We start from the raw sequence: 13363 nt of genomic DNA, 5'->3' as shown, positions 1-13363 counted from the left end.
CAAAGTACGAATGGGGGCAATGATATGAACAAAGACGCGCACATTAACGACACCAACGATATCGCCAGATTGGGCAGGTTTCTGAAATCCAGACGCGAAGCGCTGGGATTATCCGCCAGGGTGTTAGCACAGCAGGCCGACATAGACAAAGCTACCGTCACGCGCCTGGAGTTGGGGCAGATCACGCATCCTCGCAGCGAAAACATCAAAGCCATCGCGCAGGTGCTGCGCGTGCCGGTTAGTGACTTATTCGCTGTCGCAGGGTGGATGCCCAAAGATGAACTTCCTTCGCTACGGCCGTATCTGCGCACGAAGTACAACCTCACCGCTGAGGAAGCGAAGGGGATCGAAGAAGACTTCGCGCGAATCGCCAGCGAAAAAGGCATCAGCTTCACTAGGTACGACGGACCGCTCGATGGAGAGGATGAAGGATAGGTGCTACGTCCGAGTGCTTGAATTCAGCGTCTAATAATTCTTTAACGTCATAATAAGTCGAAAGAAAGGAGCCGATAAAGCAGCTAACTACTAACTCGTGAAAGGAGGTGACATCGATGCGCGACGCACGACAAATTTCAAACAATCCAGGAATATTGCAGGATCAGCCAGGGGAACGTACGTTCCGGCAACCGAGAATTCTGCGGGAGTTGCGGGCGCTCGTGCCTCGCCGCCCGAGTGTCACCTACAGCGAAGCGCTCATGGTCGCCGAGCTGCAAGCCGCCAAGCTCCTGGAGCTTTGCGAGATCGACAACGGTCCGGTACCGGGCAAGATCGTGACCGAACTGCCGAAGCTGCGGGTCGAGAGGGCGCTTCGAAGCACCTCCGGCGCGAGCCTGTGGGACCGCGGGCGGGGTGAGTGGGTGATCTACCTCAACCGGTTCGAATCGTGGAGACGTCAGCGATTCACCCTGTTCCACGAGTTCAAGCACATTGTCGACCACGGGCGCAGACACGTCCTGTACGCCGGACCCGGCCACCACGACCCCGACGTCGAAGCTGAACGCGCCGCTGACTACTTCGCAGGCTGCGTACTCGTGCCGAAGAAATTCCTGAAGCGTGCCTGGGGGCAGGGCATTCAAAAAGTCGCTGATCTCGCCCGCTTGTTCAGCGTCAGCGAAGTCGCGATCGAGGTACGGCTCCGGCAAACCGGGCTCCTCGACTGCGCCCACCGTGAAGAAACCGGTGTCGTACGCCATGCAATCGGATGGCTAGCGCCATGCCAAGGTCGCCGTACCAGCGGCTCACGCTGGCCCGACCCATCACCTTTAGATTTGGTAAGGAGTCTGCAATGAAGACATCTGACAACGCAATAGAAACCAAACAGAGTCAAGCGCTCGCCGTGCTCTTCCTCTCCATCGCATCCTCGAATGGAGCAGCCGATGGCCTACACATGATTGCCACACAGCGCGAACGAGGCACTCGGAAGGCGGCGGACTTGAACGCCCGTGTCGTGCACGAGTTTGTCGAGATCGGAGTCTCCGCAGCCGATTACCATAATCGGCCTGCCATTGCCAAGTTGCTCGCTTACCTGGACCGGCAGCCAGACGTCCGCTACGTCATATTCCCGAAGATAGGCCGCGTCTCGCGCGTGCTTGAGGACTTCCACGAGTTGATGAGCCAATTCGACAACCGTGGGGTGATTGTCATGTTCCCCTACGGAAATCCTGAGATGTCGCCTGCGGCTCGCGAAGCACTCTGGCGCATAACGGAATGGACAAGAGAGCGCAGCCCCGCCGCGCGGGCGCACCGCCGCAGAAAAGCATCCACCACCTAGCAAGGCAACGAGATCGGAGGACAAATATGACACGAAAGACGTTCGACCCAGTCGATGCGGATATGGATGCTTCGGACCAGCCGCTCAAAACAGCGGTGTCCTATCCCCGCGTATCCACCAAGGAGCAAGCCGAGAAGGACGGTGACCCGGAGGGGTACTCCCTACCCGCGCAGCGAGAGGCCAACCGGAGGAAGGCCGCGTCGCTGAACGCGGTCGTGGTCAAGGAGTTCGTGGAGCGCGGCGAGAGCGCCAAGACTGCCGACCGGCCCAAGCTTCAGGAGATGCTCGCCTACATCCAGGAGCACCCAGTGGACTACGTCATCGTCCACAAGATCGACCGCCTTGCCCGCAACCGGGCCGACGACGTCGAAATCCACATGGCCATCAGAGCCGCTGGTGCCGAACTGGTCTCGGCGACGGAGAACATCGACGAGACGCCCAGCGGCATGCTGCTGCACGGCATCCTCAGCTCCATTTCGGAGTTCTACTCCCGCAACCTCGCTACCGAGGTACTGAAGGGCATGACGGAGAAGGCGCGCACCGGCGGCACTCCGAATCGGGCACCCCTCGGCTATCGCAACGTCGGCATCATCAACGAACACGGAGCCGAGGTCCGCACCGTGGTCGTGGACCCTGAGCGTGGCCCTCTGATCGCGTGGGCGTTCCAGGCATATGCCACGGGGGAGTGGACATTGAAACGCCTTGAGAAGGAACTGGAGATCAGGGGCCTGACCACCCGGCCGACGCCGAAGCGTCCATCGAAGACGGTGGAGTACACCAAGCTGCAAGCAATCCTGCGCTCCCCGTACTACAAGGGAGAGGTCGTCTACCGCGGTGCGACGCACCCCGGCCGACACACGCCCTTGGTCGATCCGGTCACCTGGCAGCTCGTGCAAGCCCTGCTGAGTTCACGGGTCAACGGAGAGAAGCAGCGCGAGCATTCGCACTACCTCAAATCGACGGTCTTCTGTGGCGGATGCGGCAGCAGGCTCATTGTCACCCACGCCAAGAATAGGCACGGCACCGTTTACCCGTACTTCGTCTGCCTGGGTCGCCACCAGAAGTGGGGCGACTGCAAGCGCCAAGCGGTGCTGATCGAGCGCGTCGAAGAACTGGTCGAAGATGAGTACAAGACCATCCAGCTGATGCCTGAACTGCGCGAACAGATCGAAGCCAGCCTCAGGGGCGAACTGGCCACCAGCCGAAAAGCTGCCGACCGTGAAGCGAGGGAGCTGGACAGGCAGAAGAAGCGCCTGCTCGATGAGCGGTCCAAGCTGCTCCAAGCCCACTACGCCGGAGCGATCCCGCTCGATCTGATGAAAGACGAACAAGACCGCATCGCCGGGCAACTGGCCCGGATCGAGACACACCTGGAGGCCAGCTTGCTCAACATCGAGGTCGTTGAGAACAACCTGCGTACTGCGCTGAACTACGCCAGCAACTGCTATGCGGGCTACCTGGAGGCCAACAGCAGCGTCCGGCGCTTGTTCAACCAAGCCTTCTTCGAGAAGGTCTACCTCGAACAAGACCACGTCCGCGTTGAACTGGCCGAGCCGTTCAAGACACTCCTCGGCGGCGAGCTGATCGCCACCGCGACGAGCGATGCCGAAGCGGTAGCTGTCGATCAGGTCGACGGCATTGATGCGGGCGACCAGCGGCAGGCGGCGGACGGAGTGGAGCTGATGGATCTCATACGCCACTCCCCGCCAAGCAGCGCAGAAACCGACAAACCTGCACCTTTCGGTACAGGTTTGAAAGCTGATGATCTGGTGCGCGAGAGGGGACTTGAACCCCTACGTCCGTGGACACCAGAACCTAAATCTGGCGCGTCTGCCAATTTCGCCACTCGCGCTTGATGGTACGACCGTCCAAACTCTACCGGGCATTTCGGCCATAGCGAAGCATTGGGTGGGCGTGGCGTACTCGCCAGTAACCTCACCTGGGATTATAACGATTTGGCATCTGCCAACATGAGGGGAGCTCATGTTTCATACGTGTTGGTAACCCATGGACCTGCGCGTTCAAACATGAGGCGGAGTCATGTTTCTGATTATTCTGGTACGGACGTACTCAGATATGCCTCGGTAGCGGGCGCGCCAGCGGACAAACGTGAGGATTTCCTCATGATTTTGTGCCATCCTCGCCCGTATCAGGCCGATCGCCCGCGAGCGTCCGCGTACCGAGAGGGACCGGCGTGTCGCCGGGGCATGTCGCATGGAAAAGGAAGTCGAAGCGCCTTGACGATCAACGAGAGCACCAAGACCGGGGCCGGACGGAGCACGAAGGCGGTCGAGGCCGCCGGGAAGGCCGCGGCGGGCGGGGCGCGGTCGCCGCTGTTGGATCGTCTGCTCGGCGGCGTGCCGTACGCGCTCGCCTTCGGTGGGCAGGGTGCCCAGTGGCTGAACGAACTGGAGGAGATCGGGCGCGACAGCGCGCTGGAGCCGGAGCTGACCGCACTGGTCAATGAGGCGGCCACACTGCTCGAGCCGGTTGCCGCACAGTTGCTGGTAGTGCGGCCGGTGGGCTTCGACCCGATCGGCTGGATGCTGGAGAACGAGCTCGCCGACACCGACGAGGGTGAAACCTCCGCTGCGCCGTCCGAGCACGTGCTGCGCTCCGCCGCGGTCTCCATGCCGGGTGTGCTGCTGACCCAGGTGGCGGCCGTGCGGGCACTGCGGCTGCAGGGCCTGGACGCGGCCGAGCACGCGCCGGCCGCTATCGTCGGGCACTCGCAGGGACTGCTGGCGGCGGCCGCGGTTGAAGCGGGCGGCGCGCGTGACGCGGAGCTGCTCGCGATCGCCCAGATGATCGGCGCCGCAGCGGGTTTGGTCGCACGGCGGCGCGGGCTGATGCCGGTGGGCGATCAGTCGCCGATGGTCGCGGTGTCGAACGTCGATCCCGAGCTGCTGCGTGGTGTGGTGGCGCAGGTTTGCGAGGGACTCGACCCGGCCGCGGGCGTGGTCGTCTCGATCCGCAACGGACGCCGTCGCGCGGTGCTGTCGGGGCCGCCCGCGCAACTGGAGCGGGTGCGCCGGCGGTGCGCGCAGATCCACGACGAGCAGGCCAGGGAGCGCGACGCCAAGGTGCGCGGTGGCTCGGTGTTTGCCCCAGTTTTCGAGGACGTGTCCGTCGACGTCGCATTCCACCATCCCGCCCTGGCCGACACCGTCGACCTGGTGAGCAGCTGGGCCACCCAGTGCGGCCTGGACGCCGAGCTGGCCGGCGAGCTGGCGCGACGGATCCTGGTGGACCCGATCGATTGGGTCGACGTCGTCGAGGGCGTCGTTTCCGCCGGCGCGCAATGGATTCTGGACCTGGGTCCGGGCGACCTGCTGTCCCGTGTCACCTCGGGCACGCTGAAGGGCACCGGCGTCGGCATGGTCGCCGCCGCCACCCGTGCCGGGCAGCGCAGCCTGCTCACCCCTGGCGCGGCCCCGGAGCCGGCGACGCCGTGGTCGGCGTTCGCGCCGCGCCCGGTGCGGCTGCCCAACGGGCGCATCGTCGTCGAGACCGCGTTCACCAAGCTGACCGGCCGCTCGCCGATCCTGCTCGCGGGCATGACTCCCACCACCGTCGACGCGAAGATCGTCGCCGCCGCGGCCAACGCGGGCCACTGGGCGGAGCTGGCCGGCGGCGGTCAGGTCACCGAGCAGATCTTCGCCGACCGGGTGGCCGAGCTGAAGAAGCTGCTGCAACCGGGTCGCGCGGTGCAGTTCAACTCGCTGTTCCTGGATCCCTACCTGTGGAAGCTGCAGCTGGGCGGCAAGCGACTGGTGCAGCGTGCCCGTGCGGCGGGCGCCCCGTTCGACGGCGTCATCGTGACCGCGGGCATTCCGGAACTGGAGGAAGCGGTCGCGCTCGTCCAGGAGCTCTCCGAGGTCGGCATCGCGCACGTCGCGTTCAAGCCGGGCACTGTCGCGCAGATCCGCGCGGTGCTGCGCATCGCCGACGAGGTGCCGGACTACCCGGTGATCATGCACATCGAGGGCGGCAAAGCCGGCGGCCATCACTCCTGGGAGGACTTGGACGACCTGCTGCTGGCCACCTATGCCGAACTGCGCAACCGCGCCAACGTGGTGGTGTGCGTCGGTGGCGGCATCGGGACGCCCGAACGCGCGACCGAGTACCTCACCGGTGAATGGGCGGTGCAGCACGGCTACCCCGACATGCCGCTGGACGGCGTGCTGGTCGGCACCGCCGCCATGGCGACGCTGGAGGCCACCACCGCACCGGAAGTCAAGCAACTGCTGGTGGACACCCCCGGCACGCCGGATTGGGTCGGCGCGGGCACCGCGTCCGGTGGAATGGCCTCGGGCCGCAGCCAATTGGGCGCCGACATCCACGAGATCGACAACGCCGCCTCGCGCACCGGCCGCCTGCTCGACGAGGTCGCCGGTGACGCCGACGCGGTCGCCGCGCGCCGGGACGAGATCATCGCGGCGCTGAACGCCACAGCCAAGCCGTATTTCGGCGACCTGGTCACCATGACGTACCAGGAGTGGCTGGAGCGCTACGTCGAGCTCGCGGTCGGCCTGGACCGCCGCAAGGACTTCGACTGCGGCAGCGATCTCGGCGACGCCATCGCCGAGGCCACCCGCTCGGTCTGGCTGGACATCACTTGGCGCGATCGATTCGCGGAGATGGTGCGCCGCACCGAATCCCGCCTGCACCCGGCCGACCGCGGCGAGATCCCCACGCTGTTCGGGAGCGACGAGAACTTCGAAGACCCGGTCGCCGCGCTCTGCACCTTGAAAGAGCGGTACCCCGCCGCAGAGCAGACCCTGCTGCACCCGGCAGACGTCCCGTTCTTCGTGTCCTTGTGCAAGACGCCGGGCAAGCCGGTCAACTTCGTGCCGGTCGTGGACGCCGACGTGCGCCGCTGGTGGCGTTCGGATTCGCTGTGGCAGGCGCATGACCCGCGCTACTCGGCCGATCAGGTGTGCGTCATCCCGGGCACCGTCTCGGTCGCGGGCATCACCCGGGTCGACGAGCCGGTCGGCGAGCTGCTCGACCGCTTCGAGCAGGACACCGCGTACTCGCTGGTCCGTGCGGGTGTGGTGCCCGCCCCGGTGGACGCGCGCCGCACCGCGGGCATCGCTACCGGCCCGATCGACGCTGTCCTGGCCGCGCCGGACATCGAGTGGGCCGGCCGCACCACCATCAGTCCGGTGCACCGGCTCGGCGATCTGTCCGAATGGGTCGTCGACGACGACGGCGCGGTGCATCCGCCCAGCGGTGCGACGCTCGCCGAGACCACCGGACCCGAACCGGAGCACTCCTACCTGGAACTGACCGTTCCGCTGCTGGCCGACAACGCGGTGCGCATCCGGATCACCGTGCCGACCACCGTGTACAACGGCGGCTCCCCGGTCGTCACCGAGGCCGACGCGGACGAGGCCATGTCCGCGCTGCTGGCCGTCGCGGCCGGGCAGTCGCTGCCGGAGGTCAAGGGCAAGGTCGCGCACGTGAACCTGGCCTGGACACCGGATCTCATCGCCGATCACGCCGGAGTGACCGGCTCCGGCCTGCCCGCCACCTTGAGCACCCTCGGGCGCACCGTGCCCGACGTGCTGGTCGGCGCCTGCTGGCCCGCCGTGTTCGCGGTGCTGGGCGCCACGCGCACCGCCAAGGGTGAGAGCGTCATCGAGGGCATGCTCGACCTGGTCCACCTGGATCATCAGGTCCACCTCGCCGGCGAGCTGCCCGCGGAGACCAGCGTGCTGGCGGTGCGCGCGGAGGCAGGGGAGACCCTCGACACCGACCTCGGCCGCGTCGTCGAAGTCACCGTGCGGATCACCGCCATGCTGGACAAGCCCGAGACGGGGATGTCCATGCCGGTGCTGGCCACGCTCACCGAACGGTTCGCCATCCGCGGACGCAACGGCACCGGCGAACTCGCCGATCCGCCGCGCGCGGCGGGCACGCTGTCCGACGCGGCCACCGACACCCCGCGCAGGCGTCGTCGCGACGTCACCATCGTGGCGCCGCGCACCATGCACGCCTTCGCCGCCGTTTCCGGCGACCACAACCCGATCCACACCAGCGACGCCGCCGCGAAGCTGGCCGGGCTGGGCAGCCCGATCGTGCACGGCATGTGGCTGTCGGCCGCCGCGCAGCACGCGGTGTCGGCGATCGATCCGGCCGCATCGGTCCCCCCGCGGACGCTGACCGCCTGGACCACCCGCTTCCTCGGCATGGTCCGCCCCGGCGCGGAGATCGACGTGCGCGTGGAGCGCGTCGCGGTCGACGCGGGCAGCGAGATCGTCGAGGTCTCCTGCCGGACCGACGGCGAGCTGGTGATGACCGCGACCGGTCGCACCGCGGCCCCGAAGACCGCCTACGCCTTCCCCGGCCAGGGCATCCAGCGCAAGGGGATGGGGCTGGACGCCCGTGCCCGGTCGAAGGCCGCCAAGGACATCTGGGAGCGCGCCGACAAGCACACCCGTGCCGCGCTGGGCTTCTCGATCCTGGCCGTGGTGCGGGACAACCCGACCTACTTGAAAGCCCGCGGCGTCGAGCACCGGCACCCGGACGGCGTGCTGCACCTGACCCAGTTCACTCAGGTCGCCATGGCGACCCTCGGCGTCGCCCAGGTGGCGGAGCTGCGCGAGGCCGGTGCCTTCGTGGACCACGCGATCTTCGCGGGCCACTCGGTCGGCGAGTACAACGCGCTCGCGGCCGTCGCGGGTGTGCTGCCGCTGGAGGCGGTGCTCGAGGTCGTGTTCCAGCGCGGCTCGGCGATGCACGAGCTGGTGCCGCGAGACGCGCAGGGCCGCAGCGACTATCGGATGGCCGCGATCCGGCCCTCCCAGATCGGGCTGCCCGACGAGGACGTGGTCGACTTCGTCAACGGTGTCGGCGAGCGGGTCGGCGAGTTCCTCGAGGTGGTCAACCTGAACCTGCGTGGCTCGCAGTACGCCATCGCGGGCACGGTCGCCGGGCTGGACGCGCTGGAGAAGGAGATCGATCGGCGCCGTGCGGAATTCGGCGGCAAGCGGGCGTTCATCCTGGTACCGGGCATCGATGTGCCGTTCCACTCCACCGTGCTGCGCAAGGGCGTTCCGGAGTTCCGGCACAAGCTCGAGCAGCTGCTGCCCTCGGACCTGCAGCCGGAGATCCTGCTCGGCCGCTACATCCCGAACCTGGTCCCGAGGCCGTTCTCGCTGGAGCGCGCGTTCATCCAGGAGATCGCGGATCTGGTGCCGTCGGAGCCGCTGGCCGCGGTGCTGGACGAGTTCGACAGCTGGGCGGCCCGGCCGGCCGACCTGTGCCGCGTCGTCCTGATCGAACTGCTGGCCTGGCAGTTCGCCAGCCCGGTGCGCTGGATCGAGACCCAGGACCTGCTGTTCACCGAGGCCGAGCAGGGCGGCCTCGGCGTGGAGCGGTTCGTGGAGATCGGGCTCGGCGCGACACCGACGGTCGCCAACCTGGCCGGCCAGACGCTGAAGCTGCCCGCGTTCGGCGGTGCCAAGGTCGAGGTGCTCAACATCGAGCGTGAAGCCGCGATCGTGTACGCGACCGACACCGACCCCGCGCCTGTCGACGAGCCGGTCGAGGAGCCGGCAGCAGCCACGGCCCCGGCACCCGCCGCCGCGGCTCCGGTCGCAGCGCCCGCCCCGAGTTCGGCGGGCCCCCGTCCGGACGACATCGCGTTCACCGCCGCCGACGCCACCCGCGTGCTGATCGCGCTGTGGACGAAGCTGCGGCTGGACCAGATCGGTCCGGTGGACACCATCGAGGGCCTGTGCGACGGCGTGTCCTCCCGGCGTAACCAGCTGCTCGTCGACCTGGGTGCCGAGCTCTCGCTCGGCGCGATCGACGGCGCGGCCGACGCCGACATGGGCGCGCTCTCCGCCACCGTCGAGCGGCTGGCCCGCACCTATCGTCCCTTCGGATCCGTCCTGACCGATGCGATCGGTGACCATCTGCGCAAGGTGTTCGGGCCGTCCGGCAAGCGTCCGGCCGCCATCGCCGAGCGGGTGAAGAAGGTCTGGGAACTCGGCGACGGGTGGGCCAGCCACGTGACCGCCGAAGTGTCGCTCGGCACCAGGGAGGGCACCAGCGTGCGTGGCGGCGATCTCGGCGGGCTGGTCTCCGGCTCGCTCGGCGATGCGGCCTCGGTCGACGCGGCCATCGACGCCGCCGTGCAGGCCGTCGCGGCCCGCCGCGGTGTCGCGGTGACGCTGCCCGCGGCGGGCGGCGGTGGCGGCGGGACCGTCGACGCGGCCGCGCTCGGCGAGTTCACCGAGCAGATCACCGGCCGCGACGGTGTGCTGGCCACGGCAGCCCGCGTGGTGCTCGAGCAGCTCGGGCTCTCCGAGCGGGTATCCGCGCCAGAGGCGACGGACGACTCGCTGGTCGACCTGGTTTCGGCCGAGTTGGGTTCGGACTGGCCGCGTTTGGTCGCGCCGGTGTTCGACGCGCGCAAGGCGGTGTTGCTGGACGACCGGTGGGCCGCCGCGCGGGAGGATCTGGCCCGGCTCTGGCTCGCCGACGACGCCGGAAGCGCGAACGGTCCGGTCACCGGGTTCCTCGGCGCGGGCGAAGCGGTTGCCGCGCAGGCGGACTGGTGGCGTCAGCGCGCGATGCACGAGGCTCGTTCGGTGCTCGCGGGGCTGTACCAGCGGATCGCCGAAGCGGCGCGCAGCGTCGCCGAACCCGGGCTGTGGTCCTCGGACATCGCCGTGATCACCGGCGCGAGCAAGGGATCGATCGCGGCGGCGGTGACCGGCAGGCTGCTCAGCGGTGGCGCCACGGTGGTGGTCACCACGTCCACGCTGAACGACGAGCGTCTCGGCTTCTACCGGAAGCTGTACCGGGACAACGCCAGGCACGGCGCGGCCCTGTGGGTCGTGCCCGCGAACATGGCGTCCTACCAGGACATCGACGCGCTGATCGACTGGGTCGGCACCGAGCAGGTGGACAACGCCGGTGGCGCGAAGGTCAAGGTCAAGGACGCGATGACGCCGACCCTGCTGCTGCCGTTCGCGGCGCCGCGGGTGGCCGGTGACCTCGCCGACGCGGGTGCACGCGCCGAACTGGAGATGCGGGTGCTGCTGTGGTCGGTCGAGCGGCTGATCGGCGGGCTGTCCAAGCTGGGCGCCGATCACGACGTGGACGCGAAACTGCATGTGGTGCTGCCCGGTTCGCCCAACCGCGGCATGTTCGGCGGTGACGGCGCCTACGGTGAGTCGAAGGCGGCGTTGGACGCGGTGGTCGCCAAGTGGCGGGCCGAGAAGTCGTGGTCGGCCCGGGTCACGCTGGTGCACGCGCTGATCGGCTGGGTGCGCGGCACCGGCCTGATGGGCCACAACGACCCGATGGTCGCCGCGGTCGAGAAAGCGGGCGTGCAGACCTGGTCCACCACCGAGATGGCCGACGAGCTGCTCAAGTGGTGCACCTCGCGGGCCAGGCAGGTGACCGTCGCCGGTCCGCAGCAGATCGACCTGACCGGCGGACTGGCCAGGGCCAAGCTGGACCTGCCCGCGCTGGCCAAGCAGGCCGCCGAGCTTGCCGAGCCCGAGACCGCCGCTGATGCGGAGAAGACCATCGCGGCGCTGCCCGCGCCGCCGACCATGTCCTCGGCGCTGCCGGTGCCCGAGTGGGGCGAGGTGACCGCGGATCCGGCGGACATGGTGGTCATCGTCGGCGCGGGCGAGCTCGGCCCGTACGGCTCGGCGCGCACCCGCTTCGAGATGGAGGTCTCCGACGAGCTGTCGGCGGCGGGCGTGCTGGAGCTGGCCTGGACCACCGGCATGGTCACCTGGGAGAACGACCCCAAGCCGGGCTGGTACGACACCGCCTCCGGCGACTACGTGCCGGAGCACGAGCTGGCCGAGCGCTACCACGACGCGGTGGTCGCCCGCTGCGGGGTGCGCCGCTACAAAGACGACGGCGCGATGACCGACGGCTCCGCTCCGCTGATGACCTCGATCTTCCTCGACCAGGACCTGTCGTTCACGGTGGGCGGCGAGGCCGAGGCCCGCGCCTTCCACGCCGCCGACCCCGAGCACACGGTGATCACACCGGTCCCCGATTCCGGCGACTGGACGGTGACGCGCAAGGCGGGCACGGAGATTCGCGTGCCGCGCCGGGCCAAGCTGTCGCGCTTCGTCGGCGGCCAGATCCCGACCGGCTGGGACCCGACCATCTGGGGCATCTCGCCCGACATGGCCGCCTCGGTGGACCGGGTGGCGCTGTGGAACATCGTCTGCACGGTGGACGCGTTCATCAGCTCCGGGTTCAGCCCCGCCGAGCTGATGAGCTGGGTGCATCCCTCGCTGGTGGCGAACACGCAGGGCACCGGCATGGGCGGCATGACCTCGATGCGCTCGCTCTACATCGACAACCTGCTCGGTGAGCCGCGGCCCAACGACATCCTGCAGGAGGCCCTGCCGAACGTCGCGCTGGCGCACGTTGTGCAGTCCTACGTCGGCAGCTACGGCGCGATGGTGCACCCGGTGGCGGCCTGCGCCACCGCCGCGGTGTCGGTCGAGGAGGGCGTGGACAAGATCCGGCTCGGCAAGGCGGAGCTGGTGGTCGCCGGCGGTTACGACGACCTCGGCATCGAGGGCATCGTCGGCTTCGGTGACATGTCGGCCACCGCGGATTCGGCGGCCATGAGCGCCAAGGGCATCAGCGACCGGTACTTCTCCCGCGCCAACGACCGGCGCCGTGGCGGGTTCGTGGAATCGCAGGGCGGCGGCACGGTGCTGCTGGCCCGCGGGGATATCGCGCTGGAGCTCGGTTTGCCGGTGCTCGGCGTGGTGGCCTTCGCCCAGTCGTTCGCCGACGGTGTGCACACCTCGATTCCGGCGCCGGGCCTGGGCGCCCTTGGTGCGGGTCGCGGGGGCCGCGAGTCGCGGTTCGTCGCGGAACTGCGCAAACTCGGCGTGCGGCCCGACGACATCGCGGTGGTCTCCAAGCACGACACTTCCACCGCGGCCAACGACCCGAACGAATCCGAGCTGCACGAACGTCTTGCCGCCGCGATCGGGCGGTCGGACGGCGCTCCGCTGTTCGTCGTCTCGCAGAAGAGCCTGACCGGCCATGCCAAGGGCGGTGCGGCCGCGTTCCAGCTGATCGGTCTGTGCCAGGTGCTGGAAAGCGGTGTGGTACCGCCGAATCGGAGCCTGGACTGCGTCGACGACAAGATGCGCGAGTACCCCCACCTGGTGTGGGTGCGCGAGCCGTTGCGCTTCGGCGACCGGTTGCCGCTCAAGGCGGGTCTGGTGACCTCGCTCGGCTTCGGGCACGTTTCCGGCCTGCTCGCGGTGGTCCACCCGCAGGCGTTCATCCAGGCCATCGAGCCGGGCAAGCGCGAGGAGTACCAGCGCAGGGCACAGGAGCGGCAGCTGGCGGGCCGGCAGCGGTTCGTCGAGGCGATGTGTGGCGGCGCGCCGCTGTACGAGCGGCCCGCGGATCGCCGCCTCGGCGGGGACGGCACGTCCACCAAGCGGATTCGGCAACTCGAGGCTGACGTGCTGCTCTCGCCGGACGCGCGTTTGGCCGAGGACGGGGCGTACCGGGCGAACGGGCTCGGATGCGCGTAACCGGAAGCGCGGCGGGGCAACTCGCCGCGCCGGGTGCCCG

4 protein-coding genes, 1 tRNA gene and 1 pseudogene are annotated in these 13363 nt (G+C 68.3%); 5 read left to right on the top strand and 1 reads right to left on the bottom strand.

All coding sequences use genetic code 11. The annotated features are described in order from the left end of the window. Positions 1–24: 24 nt before the first annotated feature. From IU459_RS16060 to IU459_RS40100, 4 genes and pseudogenes are all read left to right on the top strand, one after another. On the top strand, positions 25–435 hold the full coding sequence (locus IU459_RS16060) for a helix-turn-helix domain-containing protein (RefSeq protein ID WP_195130341.1): 411 nt from the start codon (positions 25–27) through the stop codon (positions 433–435). Between the two features lie 116 nt (positions 436–551). Further along, positions 552–1289, top strand: a complete 738-nt coding sequence (locus tag IU459_RS16055; RefSeq protein WP_195130340.1) for an ImmA/IrrE family metallo-endopeptidase — start codon at positions 552–554, stop codon at positions 1287–1289. After that, entirely contained in the window at positions 1286–1771 is a 486-nt protein-coding gene (locus IU459_RS16050; protein ID WP_195130339.1) for a recombinase family protein, read from the top strand. The genes IU459_RS16055 and IU459_RS16050 overlap by 4 nt, the downstream gene beginning before the upstream one ends. Further along, positions 1708–2841, top strand: a pseudogene (locus tag IU459_RS40100) (recombinase family protein); the annotation flags it as partial. The gene IU459_RS16050 and the pseudogene IU459_RS40100, both read left to right, overlap by 64 nt. 697 nt (positions 2842–3538) lie before the next feature. Here the strand turns inward: IU459_RS40100 and IU459_RS16035 are convergent. Further along, positions 3539–3623, bottom strand: a tRNA-Leu gene (locus tag IU459_RS16035). Positions 3624–4008: 385 nt separating this feature from the next. Between IU459_RS16035 and IU459_RS16030 the strand changes: the two genes are divergently transcribed. Then, positions 4009–13323, top strand: coding sequence for a type I polyketide synthase (locus IU459_RS16030; RefSeq protein WP_228838003.1), 9315 nt, complete (start codon positions 4009–4011; stop codon positions 13321–13323). The last annotated feature ends 40 nt before the right edge of the window (positions 13324–13363 follow it).

Origin of the sequence: Nocardia amamiensis, from assembly GCF_015477605.1 — a bacterium.
GTDB classification, from domain to species: Bacteria; Actinomycetota; Actinomycetes; order Mycobacteriales; family Mycobacteriaceae; genus Nocardia; species Nocardia amamiensis_A.
Note: the sequence above shows the minus strand (reverse complement) of the source record. Positions and strands in the feature narration are given on the sequence as shown.

Excerpts from the sequence above, each read along its gene's own strand:
- IU459_RS16050 (WP_195130339.1), top strand. The coding sequence starts at position 1,286 with ATGAAGACATCTGACAACGCAATAGAAACCAAACAGAGTCAAGCGCTC.
- IU459_RS16060 (WP_195130341.1), top strand. The coding sequence starts at position 25 with ATGAACAAAGACGCGCACATTAACGACACCAACGATATCGCCAGATTG.
- IU459_RS16055 (WP_195130340.1), top strand. The coding sequence starts at position 552 with ATGCGCGACGCACGACAAATTTCAAACAATCCAGGAATATTGCAGGAT.